Below are 16,877 nucleotides of genomic sequence, written 5' to 3'. Positions count from 1 at the left end.
CACCCACCCACTGTGCCTATTTCAAAGCGCCGTCTCAAGAGTTGTTGCACTGATGTTTGGCTGGATCAAAAAATCAAAGCGCCCCGGCCACTTCGCCGCGCTCGATCACGCCGACTTCCCCAGGCTCGAACCGGGCAGCGTCTGGCTGGTCGGCGCCGGGCCCGGCGGCCCTGGTCTCGTGTCCCTGCTCGCCTATCACGCGCTCGCTCAGGCCGATGTCATCGTCCACGACGCCCTCGTCTCGCCCGACCTCCTCGCCATGGCGCCCAGCCGGGTCGAAAAGCTGTTCGCCGGCAAGCGCGGTGGCAAGCCATCGCCCAAGCAGGCCGACATTTCCCTCCAATTGATCGACCTCGCCAAAGCCGGCAAACGCGTCCTGCGTCTCAAGGGCGGCGATCCCTTCATGTTCGGTCGCGGCGGCGAAGAAGCCGGTGCCCTGGCGCGGGCAGGCGTGCCCTTCCGCATCGTCCCCGGCATTTCCTCGGGCCTTGGTGGCCTTGCCTATGCCGGCATTCCCGTCACCCACCGCGACACCAACCACGCCGTGATTTTCCTCACCGGCCACGACGAATCCGGCGCGGTCCCGCAAGGCGTCGACTGGAACGCCGTGGCCAATGCCGCCCCGGTCATCGTCATGTTCATGGCCGTCAAACATCTCGGCTCCATCGCCGAAAAACTGCTAGCCGCCGGCCGCGACGGCTCCGACCGCGTCGCCATAGTGTCCCACGCGGCGACACCAAACCAATCCGTCATCGAAACCACCCTCGCGGACGCGCCCACGCTCACCAACGTTCCCACCCCCGCCATCGTCGTCCTCGGCCCCGTCAGCGCCTACCGCCAATCCCTCGACTGGTACGTCGACCAAGCGCGAGGGCATGTCTTTGGCTAAGGGCCTCGTCATCGCTGCCCCACGTTCCGGCTCGGGCAAAACCGTCATCACCCTCGGCCTGCTCGCGGCGCTCCGCCGTCGTGGCACCGTCGTCGCGCCCGCCAAAACCGGCCCCGACTACATCGACCCGGCCTTTCTCTCCCGCGCCGCCCTGCGCGATGCGGTCAATCTCGATCCGTGGTCGATGAGCGCTGCCCGCCTCAAATCCCTAGCCGCCACCCAGGCCACCGGCGCCGATCTGCTGCTGGTCGAGGGCGTCATGGGCCTGTTCGATGGCGCCGCCGACAATACCGGCTCCACCGCCGATCTTGCCGAACTGCTCGAACTCCCGGTCATCCTCGTCGTCGATGCCGAACGCCAGAGCCAGTCCGTCGCACCCCTCGTCGCGGGCTTCGCCAATTGGCGCCCCGGTGTGCGCATTGCGGGCGTCATCCTCAATCGCGTCGCCTCGATGAAGCACGAGCGCATGCTGACAGATGCCCTCTCCGCCACCGGCATCCCATGCCTTGGCGCCATCCCGCGCGACGCAAATCTCATCGTCCCCGAACGCCATCTCGGCCTCGTCATGCCCGGCGAAGTCGCCGCCTTCGAAACCTTCCTCGATGCCGCTGCCGAAGCCATCGCCAGCTTCATCGACCTGCCGCGCCTGCACGCCCTCGCCACGCCCATCGCCGAAGGCGACGCTCCATCAGCCCCACTCGCCCCCCTTGGCCAGCGCATCGCCATCGCCCGCGACGACGCCTTCGCCTTCCTCTATCCCCACCTGCTCGACGGCTGGCGGGCCATGGGTGCCGAACTCAGCTTCTTCTCGCCCCTCGCCAACGAAGCCCCCGCCAGCGATGCTGACGCCATCTATCTCCCCGGCGGCTATCCCGAACTGCATGGCGCCACCCTTGCCGCCGCACAAACCTTCAAGTCGGGCCTCACAGCCGCCCACGACCGCAATGCGCTGATCTATGGCGAGTGCGGCGGCTTCATGGTGCTGGGCGAAACGCTGGTCGACAAAGCCGGGCAGGGCCACGCCATGGCCAACCTGCTCCCCGTCACCACACGCATCGATCGCCCCAAGCGCATCCTGGGCTATCGCCGCCTGATCCAGTCCGGCGATCTGCCCTGGCCCGGCCATCTCAACGCGCACGAGTTCCATTACTCATCCGCCAGACAATCCCGCCTCACGCCACTCTTCGCCGCCACCGACGCCCGCAACGAACCCCTGCCACCCATGGGCGCCGTCATCGGCCGCACCATGGGCTCCTACGCCCACATCATCGATGCGGCATATCCATGAGGCCTCATGGTGAGCCCCCTGAGCCTGTCGAAGGGCGAACCACGAGGTCGGGCACACCGATCTTGCCACGGCCTCGTCCTTCGACAGGCTCAGGATGAGGTCTACTGAACATGTCCGCTAAATCCCTGATGTTCATGGGCACCGGCTCCGATGTCGGTAAATCCCTCCTCGTCGCCGGCCTCTGCCGCGCGCTGGCCAATCGTGGCCTCTCCGTGGCGCCCTTCAAACCGCAAAACATGAGCAACAACGCCGCCGTCACCGCCGATGGCGGCGAAATCGGCCGCGCCCAGGCGCTGCAAGCCCGCGCCGCCCGCCGCGAACCCATCACCGCCATGAACCCGGTCCTGCTCAAACCAGAACAGGAAACCGGCTCGCAGGTCGTCGTCCGTGGACAGCGCCGCGCCTCTATGTCGGCCCGCGCCTATTGGAGCGAGCGCGGCAAGCTGATGCCCGAAGTCCTCGCCGCCTTCCAAGAGCTTTCAGCCAGTGCCGATATCGTCCTCGTCGAAGGCGCCGGCAGCGCCTCCGAGGTCAATATGCGCGCCAATGATCTCGCCAATTTCGGCTTCGCCCAGGCCGCCAATGTCCCGGTGATCCTCGTCGGCGACATCAATCGCGGCGGCGTCATCGCCTCCATCGTTGGCACCTTCGCAGTCATCCACCCCGCCGACGCCGCCCTCATCGCCGCCACCGTGATCAACAAATTCCAGGGCGATCCATCGCTTTTTGCCACCGGCTCCGCCTTCATCGCCGAGCGCACCGGCGTCCCCTGCCTCGGCCCCGTGCCGTGGTTCGCCGATGCCAGCAAACTCCCCGCCGAGGACGTGCTCGCGCTCGATGATTTCGCGTCCAACCGGGCAGGGCGCTTCACCATTGCCGTGCCCCGCCTGCCGCGCATCGCCAATTTCGACGACCTCGATCCGCTCCGCGCCGAGCCCGATGTCAGCGTCATCATGGTGGAGCCCGGCCAGCCCCTGCCGCGTCACGCCGATCTCATCATCCTGCCCGGCTCTAAGGCCACCCGCAGCGATCTCGCCGCCCTGCGCGCCAATGGGTGGGATATCGATATCCTCGCCCATCACCGCGCCGGCGGCCGCGTTCTCGGCATTTGCGGCGGCTACCAGATGCTCGGCCGCACCATCGCCGACCCCGAGGGCATCGAAGGCACGCCCGGCGTTAGCAATGGACTCGGCCTCCTAAGCGTCGAAACTGTCCTCACCCCCACCAAGCAACTCCGAGTCGAACAGGCCATCCACGCCCCCTCCGGCCAGTCCATCAGCGGCTATCACATGCATATGGGCGAAACGGCGGGCCCCGACCGCACCCGCCCCTTCGCTCGCGTCGCCGCCGCCGATGAAGGCGCCATCAGCACCGATAGCCGCGTCGCCGGCACCTACCTCCACGGCCTCTTCGCCGCCGACGCCTTCCGCCGCGCCTACCTCGGCAACGCCGCCAGCCCCGACCTCGCCTACGAAACCACCATCGACCAAACCCTCGACGCCCTAGCCGCCCACCTCGCCACCCATCTCGACATCGACGCGCTATTGGCGCTGGCGAGGTAGACCGCTAGACCTCGGCACTCCCAGTAGACCTCATCCTGAGCCTGTCGAAGGACGAGGTCGTGGCACGATCTCGCCAAGCCCTCGTAGTTCGACAAGCTCACCATGAGGGCTACGTCAGAGTGTTTTGCCACCGACCGCGTCATTCCCGCTTTCGCGCCATTGAAGTCGTGGGCTAAAAGGCTTCGAGCCCGAGATCCACCACATGCACGCCTTCATCGCCTCCGCCGCCCTGATCCTCGAGCGCCGCCTCGGCTATTCTCCACGCCTCGTTGCCGCCGTGGGCCACCCGGTCATGTGGTTCGGCACCATCATCGATTTCCTCGAAACCCGCCTCAACACCCCCGAACGCACCGCCCGTCAGCGCCGCGATGCCGGCATCGTCGCCCTTGGCGGCCTGCTCGTGCTGCTCCTGGTTATCGCCGTCGCCGCCCAACAAGCCCTCCGCGCCATTCCCGGCGGCTGGCTGCTCGAAATCCTCGTCGCCACGCCCTTCCTCGCGCAAAAGGAACTCGGCCGCGCCGTGGAAGCAGTCGCCACAGCCCTCCGCACCTCGCTTGAAGCCGGTCGCGAAGCCGTCAGCCACATCGTCGGCCGCGATCCCCAAACCCTCGATGAAGCCGGCGTCGCCCGCGCCGCCATCGAAACCCTCGCCGAAAGCACCTCCGATGGTGTCGTCGCGCCGTGGTTCTGGCTGGTCATTTTCGGCCTGCCGGGCATCGCGCTTTACAAGGCCATCAACACCGCCGATTCCATGATCGGCCATATGAATGAGCGCTACCGCGACTATGGCTGGGCCGCCGCCAAGCTCGACGATCTGGTCAACTGGATCCCGGCGCGCCTCACATCCCTGCTGATCACTGCCGCCTGCTTCTTCACGCCCCATGCCAGCCCCGGCAGCGCCTGGTCCATCGCCGACCGCGACGCGAGCAAACACGCCTCGCCCAATTCCGGATGGCCCGAAGCCAGCTTTGCCGGTGCTCTGGGCTTCAAACTCGGCGGCCCCCGCAGCTATGATGGCGAACGGGTCGACCTCCCCAGCTTCGGCGACGGTAAATCCGAGCTGGTCGGCAGCGATATTTTGCGGGCGCTGGTGCTCTACCACAGCACGCTCAATGTGCTGCTCGGGGTGAGTGTAGTGATGGCGTTGTTGGCTTGGGTGGCGTAGTGGCGAAGGCGCGTTTTTACGAGGATACCCCCACCTAACCTCCCCCTGATAGGGGGAGGGATTTGGCCGGTGCTAGGTCAGATATCACCGCAAACTCGATCGGATTCCTCCCCCTATCAGGGGGACTTCGATCCGGCCAAAGGCAAAATCACGCCAGTGGCGTGATTTTAGGTGAGAAGGCCATGAGACCTAGGGTCGAATGGCAGGTGGGGGTATCCTCTAAAACCTCAAGCGCCTTTGGCCAGCTCTGGAAGTGAAAAGACCTGCAAGCGGCACCCACAATCAGCCACCCAGCTCCCTAAGCCTCATGCCGCCGCGTCTCCGCCACCCCCGGCGCTTCCCCTTTCAGCACGATCGGCAGTCCAGCCACCACGAAATACGCATCATCGCAAATCTCGGCCAACCGCTGATGCGCTGACCCCGCCAGATCGCGGAAGGTCCGTGCCATCGCATTATCCGGCACGATCCCCAGTCCAACCTCGTTGCTCACCAAAATCACCTTGGCCGTCTTGAGCTGCACCAGCGTGGCGCACAGATCGCTCACCGCCGCAGCGACATCCTCATTGGCCATCAGCAGATTGGTGATCCACAGCGTCAAACAATCGACGAGGATCACGTCATGCTCCGCCGATGCCTTGATCAGCGCGTCCGACAGCGCCAGCGGCTCCTCGATGGTCGCAAATTTTGCCGTGCGCAGCGCCTGGTGGCTGGCCACCCGGTCGCGCATTTCGGCGTCCAGCGCCTGCGCCGTTGCCAGATAGGCGGGCCTGCTGCCGCTGCGGATCGCCAATTGCTCGCTGAACGCTGTTTTGCCCGAACGGGCCCCGCCGAGCACAAGCACATGTCGTGTCACAGTATTCGCCTCCACACCTGATTGATCACCACCTCATAGCGACAAAAAAGCGCCACGTCCGAATGGGTTGCGCTGCCCGCGCACGCGAGCTATGCAACTCATGCCTCTGGTGGACGTTTTTGTGCCTTATGCTACTTTCGTCTAAGCGGAATTGGCACTATGGTCCGCGCCGAAACGACATCATAGAATCCCTACAATGCGTTTCCGGCAAAAACTGGATTCCCGGTTTTCCGTCTGGAAGCGCGACCAACTTGTGAGCGGGAGAATCCCTGCGTGCCCAGATATTATCTTGGCGTCGATGGCGGTGGCACCAATTGCCGCGTGCGGCTGGCTGACGAAAATCTGAAGACCCTGGCCGAAGTCAAAAACGGCCGCTCCAATCTGCAGATCGACGACGGCGAACCCGCTTACCGCGCCATTAGCGATGGTACGCGCGATGTGTTCAAGGCTGCCGGTATCGATTTTGCCGAAACCGCCAATACCTATGCCTGCTTCGGCATGGCCGGTGGTCGCATGGATAGTGCCCGCGCCGGATTTGCCGCGCGCGCCTGGCCCTTCGCCGGCGTCAAGGTTTACGACGATATCGATATCGCCCATGCCGGTGCCCTGGGTGGCGGTGAAGGCGGCGTGATCATTGTCGGCACCGGTTCGGCGGCCATGTCCATCGTCGATGGCAAGCGCCATCAGGCCGGTGGCTGGGGCTTCCCGATTGGCGATCAGATGTCGGGCGCCATTCTGGGCCGCGAACTGGTCCGCTACGCCGTCGAGGCAGAAGATGGCCTGACGGAAGGCTCGCCCCTGACCAAAGCCGTCATCGCCCAGCTCGGTGGTAACAATCAGGCTGTCATGACCTGGGCCTTTGCCTCGGCGCTCGATCTCAAGATCATCAGCAGCGACGGCTCCGAAGGCTGTGACGATGCGCTGATCGGGCGCGCGCCAGCCGAATTCGGCAAGCTGATGCCGCTCTTTATCGAATATTTCGACAAGGGCGACGCCGTGGCGTCCAAAATGATGGATATCCAGCTCGGCTACATCGAAACCTATGTGCGCTGGTTCAAGGCGCACGATGCCAGGGTGATGGCCATCGTTGGCGGGTTCGGCGAACGTCTGTTCCCGATCCTGCAGCAGCGCTACGGCGACTTCGTTGCCCTGCCAAAATTCGAACCTCTTCATGGCGCGGTCATTCTCGCCAAGCAGAACTTCTCCGCCTGAACCCCGCGTCAAACAGGGACTAGTCCAGTGTCCAGCCGTATCATTCCTGTCCAGCCTTTCGACTACGTGGTGTTCGGTGCCACCGGCGATCTGACCAAACGCAAGCTGATCCCGGCGCTTTATCAGCGCTTCAAGGATGGCCAGTTCGACGATAACTGCCACATCATCGGCACCTCGCGCTCCAAGCTGAGCAACGAGGATTTCCAGAAAGTGGCACGCGACGCGATCACCAGTTTCGTCGAAAAGGAATACCAGGATCAGGCGATCATCGACCGCTTCGTCCAGATTTTCTCCTATGTCTCGCTCGATGTCAGCAACCCCGACGCATCCGATGATCTGAGCCACGCCCTGCGCGAAGATCCAAACATCGTGCGCGCCTTCTATCTGGCCGTGGCGCCTGATCTGTTTGAGCCCATCGCCGAATATCTCGCGGCCAAAAACCTCTATCGTCGTGACGCCCGCGTCGTGATTGAAAAGCCATTGGGCCACGATCTGGCCTCGTCGATGGAAATCAACGACGGCGTCGCCAAGATCTTCAAGGAAGATCAGATCTACCGCATCGACCACTATCTCGGCAAAGAGACGGTGCAGAACCTGTTGGCCCTGCGCTTCGGCAATACGCTGTTCGAGCCCGTCTGGAACAGCGCTCACATCGACCACGTGCAGTTGACCGTTGCTGAAACCGTCGGGGCCGGCACGCGCGGCTATTATGACGAATCCGGCGCCCTGCGCGACATGATCCAAAACCATATGCTGCAGCTGCTTTGCATGGTCGCCATGGAGCCACCCGCTTCCGACGATGCCAATGCCCTGCGCGACGAAAAGCTCAAGGTGCTCCGCGCCCTCAAGCCGATCGTCAATGGCGATGTGGCCAAAAACACCGTGCGCGGCCAGTACAAGGGCGTCCGCTCCGAAACGACGTCGGTCGCTGGCTATCAGGATGAGTTGCCCGACGACAAGAAGGGCAGCCGCACCGAGACTTTCGTGGCGCTCAAGGCAGAAGTCGAAAACTGGCGCTGGTCGGGCGTGCCGTTCTATTTCCGCACCGGCAAGCGCATGGCCGACCGCGTTTCGGAAATCTGCATCCAGTTCAAGCCGATCCCGCACTCCATGTTCGATCATGCTGAGGGCGCGCCAAAGGCCAACAAGCTCATCATCCGCCTGCAGCCCGATGAGGGCGTGTCGCTGATGATGATGATCAAGGATCCGGGCCCGGGCGGCATGCGCCTGCGCGAAGTGCCGCTGAACCTGAGCTTTGCCCAGACCTTCAACGAGCGCATGCCAGAGGCATATGAGCGCCTGCTGCTCGACGTCATTCGTGGCAGCCAGACCCTGTTCATGCGCCGCGACGAATTGGAAGCCGCGTGGAAATGGGTGGACCCGATCCGCGAGGCGTGGGATCGTTCGAGCGAAGCACCACAGTCCTACGTGGCAGGCACATGGGGCCCCAGCAGCGCGATCGCCCTGATCGAACGCGACGGCCGCACCTGGTACGAAGACGACAACTAGGGAGCAAACATCCCGCCACGCCCTCGTGGTTCGAGGCTTTGCAAACGCAAAGCGCCTCACCACGAGGGCTACTGGGATACTGAGCTAATACTAGCCCTCTTGGTGAGGTGCGAGTTCTTGCGAGCCTCGAACCACGAGGGCGTGGTACGATCCCTGCACCAGCACAGTTTCGAGTTTGAAAATGACAATCGACCGCCGCACCTTCGCCGATAAGCCCACCCTCGCCAAGGAACTGGCCGAGGCAGTGGCAGACCGTATCCGTACGGCCATTGCCGAGCGCGGCATTGCGGCGATTGCGGTCAGCGGTGGTTCGACCCCATCGCGCTTTTTCCAGGCACTGGGCAAGACCAAGGACATCGACTGGACCAAGGTCATTGTCACGCTGGTCGACGAGCGCTGGGTCGATGACACCAATGACCGCTCCAACGCCCTGCTGGTCAACGAACGTCTGCTGCAGGGGCCGGCGGCTGTTGCCCGTTTCTTCCCGCTGTTTTCGGGCGGCGAACAACCAGACGCGGCCCATGTTGCCAAAACCAATGCGCTGCTCGCCGATCTGCCGGAGCCATTCGCCGCCGTCATTTTGGGCATGGGCAATGATGGACACACCGCGTCCTTCTTCCCTCTCGGCGATACGCTGAGCCAGGCGCTGACGGCCGAAGGCCCGACGCTGGCCATTCATGCCCCCGGTGCTGGCGAAGCCCGGATAACCTTTACCCTACCGCGTCTCCTCCGCACGGATGGGCTGTACCTTCAGATCGAAGGGGAGGAAAAGGCCGAAGTGCTCGACAAGGCTCTGGGTGATGGTCCCACCGAGGACATGCCCATCCGCGCCGTATTGCGCTCCGGCCAACCTGTAACTGTGTACTGGTGCCCCTAAGTCCCCTCTGCGGTCCCCAATCGACCGTTTAGGCCACGAAAGGGCTCCAAGACGCGTTCCCAGGAGAATGGGCCCCATCTCTCCGTTGCGGGAACGCGCAACCAAGGCAGGCGCTGCATCGTGTTGAGCGGTCGGCGCTGCAAAAGGAGCTCGCTATGTCTGTCCGTCAGGCTATTCAGGATGTCACTGATCGCATCGCCGCGCGTAGCCGCGATAGCCGGAGTGACTACCTCAACCGTCTCGATGCCGCGCGCGAAGCCGGCGTCAATCGCGCCGTGCTGTCCTGTGGCAACCTCGCCCACGCCTTTGCGGCCTGTACTCCGGCTGAAAAGGCCCAGCTCGCTGGCAGCAAGACGCTCAATCTGGGCATCATCACCAGCTATAACGACATGCTGTCGGCCCACCAGCCCTACCAGTTCTATCCAGACATCATCAAACAGGCGGCCCGCGATATCGGCGCCACGGCCCAGGTCGCCGGCGGCGTTCCCGCCATGTGCGATGGCGTGACGCAAGGCCAGCCGGGCATGGACCTGTCGCTGTTTTCCCGCGACGTCATCGCCATGGCGACCGCGATCTCGCTCAGCCACAACATGTTCGATGCCGCCGTTTACCTCGGCATTTGCGACAAGATCGTCCCCGGCCTGTTGATCGGCGCGCTGACCTTTGGTCACCTGCCAGCCGTCTTCGTGCCTGCCGGCCCCATGCCCTCGGGCCTGCCGAACGATGAGAAGTCCAAGGTCCGCCAGCTCTATATGGAGGGCAAGGTCGGCCGCGCTGAACTGCTCGAAGCCGAGAGCAAGTCCTACCACTCGGCCGGCACCTGCACCTTCTACGGCACCGCCAATTCCAATCAGATGCTGATGGAAATCATGGGCCTGCACCTGCCGGGCGCCAGCTTCGTCAATCCGGGCACGCCCCTGCGCGATGCCCTGACCCGCGAAGCCACCGTCCGCGCCCTGTCGCTCTCGGCCCTTGGCAATAACTACACGCCTGTCGGCCACATCATCGACGCCAAGGCCATCGTCAACGGTCTGGTCGGTCTGCACGCCACCGGTGGCTCCACCAACCACACCATGCACCTTATCTCCATCGCGGCGGCCGCTGGCCTGCATGTCACGTGGGACGATATGAGCGACCTCTCGGACGCAACGCCTCTGCTGGCCCGCGTCTATCCCAACGGCGTTGCCGACGTGAACCATTTCCACGCCGCTGGCGGCATGGGCTTCCTCATTCAGGAACTGCTCGAAAGCGGCCACCTGCACGAAGACGTCAAGACCGTGTGGGGCGATGGCCTCTCCAACTACACCGTCGAAGCCAAGCTGATCGAAGAAAAGCTGGCCTTCGAACAGTCCCCCAAGGAATCGGCCCTGCCAAAGGTGCTGACCAAGGTGGCGACCGCGTTCTCGCCAACCGGCGGCCTCAAGCTCCTCACCGGCAATCTCGGCCGCTCGGTCATCAAGGTCTCGGCCGTCAAGCCCGAGCACCGCGTCATCGAAGCTCCCGCCAAGGTGTTCCACGGCCAGGAAGGCCTGCAGGCCGCGTTCAAGGCTGGCGAACTGACCGGCGACATGATTGCGGTGGTCCGCTTCTCTGGCCCCAAGGCCCTTGGTATGCCCGAGTTGCACAAGCTCACGCCTTCACTGGGCATCCTGCAGGATCGTGGCTTCAAGGTTGCGCTGCTGACCGACGGCCGCATGTCCGGCGCTTCGGGCAAGGTCCCCGCCGCCATCCACATGACGCCCGAAGCCGTCGACGGCGGCCCGATCTCCAAGATCCGCGACGGCGACATGATCCGCCTCGACGCCAATGAAGGCACGCTCACCTTCCTCGGCGACGAAAAGGAATTCTTCTCCCGCACCCCCGCCACCGAAGACCTGCGCAGCCAGCACTTCGGCATGGGCCGCGAACTCTTCGCCGGCTTCCGCAGCCTGGTCGGCGTCGCCGACCGCGGCGCGAGTGTGTTCCAGTAAGGGGTAGGATACCCCCACCTAACCTCCCCCTGAAAAGGGGGGGGCCGATCCGATTTGTGGCAAGATCGAGCCACACTCACCAGCCGAATTCCTCCCCCTATCAGGGGGAGGCGAGGTGGGGGTATCCCCTCATCAAACCTTCAATCCGCAGCGCCCGAGACCTAACGCGGTAGCCCCGCCATCCACTCCCCAATCACCCCAGCATCCCCGTTCGCAATCTCATGCGCCCCAGGCACAATCTCCAGCCGCACCGTGGCCCCGGCTGCCTCCAAAATCCCCGCCAGTTCCTCGCTCTTGCCGCGATACGCATCCCGCTCCCCGGCGATCACCAGCACCTCGACCCCTGCCAGATCCGCCTCGGGCACCACGTCGAGCACCGGCACTGGCCGCAACAACACCGCCTTGCGAATACCCAGTCCCGGCTGCAACAGCATCGCCGACGCCAAAAAATTGGCCCCGTTGGAATAGCCCAGCCCAACCAATCGCTCGCTATCCAGCCCATAAGCCGCCCGCGCCTCAACCACGAACGCATCGAGCGCCGTCGCCTCAAACCGGACGTCCTTCTGGTCAAATAGCATCGGCCCGAAGCCCCGGAACCAGCGCCGCGTACCGTCCTCGGTACTGCGCCCACGCAGTCCTAGCAGCGTCGCATGCGGCGCCGCGCGATGCGCCAGCGGCATCAGATCGGTCTCGTCGCCGCCTGTGCCATGCAGCAGCACCATGGTCGTGCCGTCCGGAGCCTCAGGCGTATAAAACCGGTGGTCGTAGATCATCTCGCGATAAACCACGCGCTCCAGCCCCGGCAGGCCGAACTGCGGCAGCATCACCTTGATGGCCTCCGGGTCCGCTGCGTCTGGCGGCATAAACAGTTCCGTGCCCAGCGTTTCCAGCGGTTCGTCCAGCGTAAAACCCGGCCCGTCGCTGGCCATTTCGATCAGCGTCCCGCCCGGCTCGCGCACGTAGAGCGAGGTGAAATATTGCCGGTCATGCAAATTGGTGGGGCTCGAATTGCGCTGCCGCAGGGCCCGCTCCACCGCCTCGACTTCCGCCGCATCCACGGCTCGCACCGCCACGTGGTCGGCCGTGCCAGCCCCCGGCGCGCCGGGCCAAAATCCGGCCGCATCGCGAATATCTAGCACATCGCCGACGTCCGAAATCATCCGCTGCGTCGTGCCATCGACGCCGGTCGGGTGAAAACCGAAATAGGTGGCCATGAACGCCACCGTTTCCTCCTGCACATCCGATAGCAGCGTCACCCCGCGAATTCGCCGAATGGCATGCTCGGGCGCAATATCGTTCTCGGGCATGTCGAGCGGCGGCAGGTCGATACCCACCAGCTTGATCGCCACCCCATCGGGATCGCGCAGCCGCAGCACGGTCTCACCAAATTCCTGCCCCGTGCCCTCAACCTTGACCTGGTGCCGCAAGGCGCGTTCAAGCCAATAGCCGATCGAATTGGGCGCAATCGTCAGCGCCAGCTCGCTCACTTGCCCAGCGCCCGGCTGCCCCGCCGAGCCGCCCTGCCACACGAGGAAGGTGATCAGCGAACCGGGCGTCGCAGAATAGTCGCCATAAAACAGATGCAGCTGCCGCGCGTCCTCATAGCCGGCGGTGCGCTTCACCAGCCGCAGGCCCAAAAACCCGACATAAAAGTCCACATTGGCCTGCACATCGGCGGTGATCAGGGTGACGTGGTGGATGCCGCTGGTCATTCTATCTGCTCCGTCCGAACAGCCGCTCGATGTCGGTCTTTTTGAGTTCGACATAGGTCGGTCGGCCATGGATGCACTGGCCCGAATGGGGCGTCGCCTCCATGTCGCGCAGCAGCGCATTCATCTCGTCCACCCGCAACCGTCGTCCCGACCGCACCGAACCATGGCACGCCATGCGCGCGATAATGGTCTCCATCCGGTCGCTGACGGCCGCGATGGAATCCCACTCCGCCAGCCCGTCCGCCACGTCGCGCACCAGCCCCTGGATATCGGAATTGCCCAGAAGGGCAGGGGTCTCGCGCACCGCTATGGCACGCGGTCCAAACCGTTCGAGATAAAGCCCAAACCGCTCCAGCTCCGCCGCCGCCTCTTCCAGCCGCACGCAATCTTCCTCGGGCAGCTCGATCACGATGGGGATCAGCTGGCTCTGGCTTGCCACCGGCCCCGAGGCCAGCTGCGCCTTGAACCGCTCATAAACCAGCCGCTCATGGGCTGCATGCTGGTCCACCAGCAGCAGGCCTTCGCTGTTCTGCGCGATGATGAAATTGTCAAACATCTGCGCCCGCGCCGTACCCAGCGGATATTCCATCAGGGCAGGGGCCGCCTCCGGCTCGATCCGCGCGCTCGGTTCGTTCAACCCATCAATGGTGCCGAACGCCGGCGAAAACGGATTGTTGCTGCCCGCGCCCATCGGCCGGTCATAACCCGAAAACGGCAGCGACTGCCGCATCGGCATCGGCGCAAAACTGGTTGGCGCAGTGGCCTCATAGGCAGGCGTCGTAAACGCCCCCAGCACGTCGTCGGCCACACTGGTCGATGCCTTGAACCCCGCCGCCGTCAGCGCCTCGCCAATCGCGCGGATCACCGCACTGCGCACCGCTCCCGCATCGCGAAAACGCAGTTCCGCCTTGGCCGGGTGCACATTGACGTCCACCTCGCCCGGATCGACCGCGATATAAAGCGCCACCACCGGAAACCGGTCGCGGAACGTATAGTCGGCGTAAGCCGCCCGGATCGCCCCGACCAGCACCTTGTCGCGCACTGACCGCCCATTGACGAAATAGAACTGGCTCAGGGAGTTGGCCCGCGTATAGGTCGGCAACCCGGCCAACCCCGCCACTACCACGCCATGCCGCGCGCTTGCCAGCGGCACCGCATTGCGCGAAAAATCGTCGCCGATCACCTGTCCCAGCCGCGCCTCAAGCGCCCCGGTGCCACTCACGGCGGGCCAGTTATGGGGCGACCGGTCGCTGCCATTGAGCATGAAATGCACCGCCGGATTTGCCATCGCCAGGCGCTTGAGCACATCCGTGATCGCCCCGGCTTCCGCCCGGTCGGTTTTCAAAAACTTCAACCGCGCCGGCACGTTGGCGAACAGGTTCTTCACCTCGACAATCGTGCCCCGGTTCATCGCCTGCGGCACCGGCCCGGTCCGCACGCCACTGCGCACATCGATCCGCAACCCGCTCTCGGCCTGCGCCGTGCGCGACGAAATACTGAGCTCCGCCACCGACCCGATCGACGCCAGCGCCTCGCCACGAAAACCCAGCGTGCGAATATCGTCGAGTTCGTCCTCGCTGAGCTTGGACGTGGCATGCCGCTCGACCGATAGCACGAGGTCAGCCCGGTCCATGCCGTGACCGTCATCCTCGATCCGGATCAGCCCCTTGCCACCCGCCGCCGTCGTCACCACGATCCGGCTCGCGCCCGCATCGATGGCGTTCTCCACCAGTTCCTTGACCACACTGGCCGGCCGCTCCACCACCTCACCGGCAGCAATGCGATTGATCAGATCTTCGGGCAACTGACGGATGGGCAAGGGCGATTCTCCTGAACGCAGAATATAGGACAGGGAAGGGCAGTTTCCGACCCGTTTCGGACGCCTATGCAGAGTTCTATGGCGCCCCACCCACCGGCCGAATCCCTCCCCCTATCAGGGGGAGGTTAGGTGGGGGTACTCTTTCGAGAGCGCGGTGGCGGTGACACCCACCACGTCATTCCCGCAAAAAACCCACCCTTGAGCCCCCACCAACCGCACGCTAAAACCCACACCATGCCCACCACTCAATCCCCCATGGACCTAGCCCTTTCCCTCGCCGAGGACGCCGCCCGCAATGGCGAAGCCCCGGTCGGCGCCGTGGTCATGGAGGGCACAACCATCCTCGCTGCCGAGCGCAACCGCATGAAGGCGCTCAATGACCCGACCGCCCATGCCGAAATGCTGGCCATCCGCACAGCCCTGGCCACGCGCGGCACCGGCCGTCTCGATGGCTGCGACCTGTACGTCACGCTCGAGCCCTGCGCTATGTGCGCCGGCGCCATCGCCCACACCCGCCTGCGTCGGGTCTATTTCGCCGCCGAAGATACCAAGGCCGGTGCTGTCGAAAACGGCGTGCGCCTGTTCACCCAGCCCACCTGCCACCACGCCCCCGAAGTCATCGGCGGCCTCGGCGCCTCGCGCTCCGAGGCTATGCTGCGCGACTTCTTCCGCGCCCTGCGCAAGGAGTGACGCTCACGCCAGCGCGCAAGCCTGCGCAATATAGGGCGCCAGCACCGCGACATTGACCGCATCGGGTCCCTTGAAGCGGATATGCCGCCGATACTGCCCATCGCCCAGCAGCACACCGGCCGGATCGTCCAGCTCTGCCCCGCGCGAAAACTCCAGCGTCACATGGCTGGCAAAGGCGAAAATCCCGCAAAACGGCCGTGCGGTCGAATAATGCAGGCCGCCATATTTGAAGCCCTCACTGGCGCTGGGTGCAGCCGCCAGGACCAGCTCCCGCAACGCCAATACCGTCGCATGATTGGTCGGGCTGGCCACGCCAACCCCATCGAGCCATTGAGAAATCTTGTCCGCGCTCATCAACCGCTCTCCAGCTAGATCTAGCCCGGATTGCTCTCGATCACCGGCACTTTGCCCTGAATATAGGCTTCCACTTTCTGCGCAAGGATGCGTTTGAAGCGATCTTTTTCCACCTCAGCATGGGTGACGATCTCGCGCACCCGCCAAAACTCCATCGCCCCGAAATTGGCGACATGGGGCCGGACATAGATGTCGGGCGGATAGGCCGCCATCATATGCGCCGTCAGCGAATGCATCATGATCTGGGCCGAACCGAACCAGATATCGAGCGCTTTGTGGTCGGTCTTGGCGATGCCTTGCGAGGGGTCGCCATTGACGTCGATGCCGATCAGAAAGTCCGTGTCGATATCGGCCTGATCAAGCGGCAGCGGATTGACCACGCCGCCATCGACCAGAATATGATTGGCATAAACCACCGGCTTGAACAGGCTTGGAATGGCAATTGAGCCCGCAATCGCCGGTCGTAACAGCCCCGAATTGAACACCACCTGGTGCCAGGATTGGAAATCGGTCGCCACCACATAGAGCGGGATTTTGAGATCCTTGAACTGCAGCGGAAAGCTGGCCGGCGTGAATGCGTCCACAATGCTGGTCGCATCGAGCTGCATCGAAATGCCGTTCTTTAGAATCCCGCCAATGCCACGGATTTGCGTCGCCCAGAGCTTGGTGGCGATGATGCGCATCGTGCCCAGCACCTCATAGGAATGCTCGCGCAATTCCTTGCCCGTCATCCCTGCGGCCCAGCCCGCCCCGATCAGTGCGCCGATAGAGGTGCCCGAAATCACCGATGGCCTCAGCCCCAGCTCGTCCATCGCTTCGATATAGGGAATATGCGTCAGCCCGCGCGCCGATCCGCCGCCCAGCGCCACCCCGATCCGCGGTCCAGATATGCTTGCCATCTTAACCCGCTCCTCGCCCGCGTTCCGCAGCCCATCGGCGAACGCTTTGCCGCGAATTTGCAGCGGGGTCAGCGGGCG

At 64.0% G+C, this 16,877-nt stretch carries 14 protein-coding genes; 9 read left to right on the top strand and 5 right to left on the bottom strand.

Features of this window, described 5'->3' with window-relative positions; translation table 11 throughout:
- The first annotated feature begins 52 nt into the window (after window positions 1-52).
- The 4 genes from cobA (at window position 53) to cbiB (ending at window position 4,904) form a co-directional block, all read left to right on the top strand.
- Window positions 53-889: a uroporphyrinogen-III C-methyltransferase gene (cobA, locus tag ABIE28_RS12955; RefSeq protein ID WP_354063553.1), complete on the top strand. Its 837-nt coding sequence runs from the start codon at window positions 53-55 to the stop codon at window positions 887-889.
- On the top strand, window positions 876-2,177 hold the full coding sequence (locus ABIE28_RS12950) for a cobyrinic acid a,c-diamide synthase CobB (RefSeq protein WP_354063551.1): 1,302 nt from the start codon (window positions 876-878) through the stop codon (window positions 2,175-2,177). The genes cobA and ABIE28_RS12950 overlap by 14 nt, the downstream gene beginning before the upstream one ends.
- A 110-nt stretch (window positions 2,178-2,287) precedes the next feature.
- Complete coding sequence (locus ABIE28_RS12945; protein ID WP_354063549.1) at window positions 2,288-3,739, top strand: cobyric acid synthase; 1,452 nt, start codon at window positions 2,288-2,290, stop codon at window positions 3,737-3,739.
- A gap of 202 nt (window positions 3,740-3,941) precedes the next feature.
- Window positions 3,942-4,904, top strand: a complete 963-nt coding sequence (cbiB, locus tag ABIE28_RS12940) for an adenosylcobinamide-phosphate synthase CbiB (RefSeq protein WP_354063547.1) — start codon at window positions 3,942-3,944, stop codon at window positions 4,902-4,904.
- A 298-nt stretch (window positions 4,905-5,202) separates the two neighbouring features.
- Here the strand turns inward: cbiB and cobU are convergent, their stop codons facing one another.
- Window positions 5,203-5,757: a bifunctional adenosylcobinamide kinase/adenosylcobinamide-phosphate guanylyltransferase gene (gene cobU, locus ABIE28_RS12935; protein WP_354063545.1), complete on the bottom strand. Its 555-nt coding sequence runs from the start codon at window positions 5,755-5,757 to the stop codon at window positions 5,203-5,205.
- Window positions 5,758-6,030: 273 nt separating this feature from the next.
- Between cobU and ABIE28_RS12930 the strand changes: the two genes are divergently transcribed.
- The 4 genes from ABIE28_RS12930 (at window position 6,031) to edd (ending at window position 11,325) form a co-directional block, all read left to right on the top strand.
- Window positions 6,031-6,969, top strand: coding sequence for a glucosamine kinase nucleotide-binding domain-containing protein (locus ABIE28_RS12930; RefSeq protein WP_354063543.1), 939 nt, complete (start codon window positions 6,031-6,033; stop codon window positions 6,967-6,969).
- A gap of 27 nt (window positions 6,970-6,996) precedes the next feature.
- Window positions 6,997-8,478: a glucose-6-phosphate dehydrogenase gene (gene zwf, locus ABIE28_RS12925; RefSeq protein WP_354063542.1), complete on the top strand. Its 1,482-nt coding sequence runs from the start codon at window positions 6,997-6,999 to the stop codon at window positions 8,476-8,478.
- 181 nt (window positions 8,479-8,659) lie between these two features.
- Window positions 8,660-9,355, top strand: a complete 696-nt coding sequence (pgl, locus tag ABIE28_RS12920; protein ID WP_354063540.1) for a 6-phosphogluconolactonase — start codon at window positions 8,660-8,662, stop codon at window positions 9,353-9,355.
- 155 nt (window positions 9,356-9,510) lie between these two features.
- Window positions 9,511-11,325 carry a phosphogluconate dehydratase gene (edd, locus tag ABIE28_RS12915; protein WP_354063538.1) on the top strand — a complete coding sequence of 605 codons (1,815 nt, stop codon included), beginning with the start codon at window positions 9,511-9,513 and terminating at the stop codon, window positions 11,323-11,325.
- Between the two features lie 161 nt (window positions 11,326-11,486).
- On the opposite strand, the gene ABIE28_RS12910 is transcribed toward edd, so the two are convergent.
- Together ABIE28_RS12910 and mutL are read right to left on the bottom strand one after the other, a co-directional pair.
- Window positions 11,487-13,037, bottom strand: coding sequence for a VOC family protein (locus tag ABIE28_RS12910; protein ID WP_354063536.1), 1,551 nt, complete (start codon window positions 13,035-13,037; stop codon window positions 11,487-11,489).
- A 1-nt stretch (window position 13,038) separates the two neighbouring features.
- Window positions 13,039-14,856, bottom strand: a complete 1,818-nt coding sequence (mutL, locus tag ABIE28_RS12905) for a DNA mismatch repair endonuclease MutL (RefSeq protein ID WP_354063535.1) — start codon at window positions 14,854-14,856, stop codon at window positions 13,039-13,041.
- A gap of 234 nt (window positions 14,857-15,090) precedes the next feature.
- Between mutL and ABIE28_RS12900 the strand changes: the two genes are divergently transcribed.
- Window positions 15,091-15,546: a nucleoside deaminase gene (locus tag ABIE28_RS12900; protein ID WP_354063533.1), complete on the top strand. Its 456-nt coding sequence runs from the start codon at window positions 15,091-15,093 to the stop codon at window positions 15,544-15,546.
- Between the two features lie 3 nt (window positions 15,547-15,549).
- Here the strand turns inward: ABIE28_RS12900 and ABIE28_RS12895 are convergent, their stop codons facing one another.
- Together ABIE28_RS12895 and ABIE28_RS12890 are read right to left on the bottom strand one after the other, a co-directional pair.
- A complete protein-coding gene (locus tag ABIE28_RS12895) occupies window positions 15,550-15,900 on the bottom strand; it encodes a DUF1801 domain-containing protein (protein ID WP_354063532.1) in 351 nt (116 codons plus the stop codon).
- 20 nt (window positions 15,901-15,920) lie between these two features.
- Window positions 15,921-16,799, bottom strand: coding sequence for a patatin-like phospholipase family protein (locus tag ABIE28_RS12890; RefSeq protein ID WP_354063530.1), 879 nt, complete (start codon window positions 16,797-16,799; stop codon window positions 15,921-15,923).
- Window positions 16,800-16,877: the final 78 nt, after the last annotated feature.

Source organism: Devosia sp. 2618 (assembly GCF_040546815.1).
Lineage (GTDB): Bacteria > Pseudomonadota > Alphaproteobacteria > Rhizobiales > Devosiaceae > Devosia.
The sequence above is the reverse complement of the archived record's forward strand: the minus strand, read 5'-3'. Positions and strand labels throughout refer to the sequence as shown.

Bases quoted from the DNA above. Each gene is read 5' to 3' on its own strand.
- cobA (WP_354063553.1), top strand. From the start codon at position 53: ATGTTTGGCTGGATCAAAAAATCAAAGCGCCCCGGCCACTTCGCCGCG.
- ABIE28_RS12950 (WP_354063551.1), top strand. From the start codon at position 876: ATGTCTTTGGCTAAGGGCCTCGTCATCGCTGCCCCACGTTCCGGCTCG.
- ABIE28_RS12945 (WP_354063549.1), top strand. From the start codon at position 2,288: ATGTCCGCTAAATCCCTGATGTTCATGGGCACCGGCTCCGATGTCGGT.
- cbiB (WP_354063547.1), top strand. From the start codon at position 3,942: ATGCACGCCTTCATCGCCTCCGCCGCCCTGATCCTCGAGCGCCGCCTC.
- pgl (WP_354063540.1), top strand. From the start codon at position 8,660: ATGACAATCGACCGCCGCACCTTCGCCGATAAGCCCACCCTCGCCAAG.
- edd (WP_354063538.1), top strand. From the start codon at position 9,511: ATGTCTGTCCGTCAGGCTATTCAGGATGTCACTGATCGCATCGCCGCG.
- ABIE28_RS12910 (WP_354063536.1), bottom strand. From the start codon at position 13,037: ATGACCAGCGGCATCCACCACGTCACCCTGATCACCGCCGATGTGCAG.
- ABIE28_RS12900 (WP_354063533.1), top strand. From the start codon at position 15,091: ATGCCCACCACTCAATCCCCCATGGACCTAGCCCTTTCCCTCGCCGAG.
- ABIE28_RS12895 (WP_354063532.1), bottom strand. From the start codon at position 15,900: ATGAGCGCGGACAAGATTTCTCAATGGCTCGATGGGGTTGGCGTGGCC.
- ABIE28_RS12890 (WP_354063530.1), bottom strand. From the start codon at position 16,799: ATGGCAAGCATATCTGGACCGCGGATCGGGGTGGCGCTGGGCGGCGGA.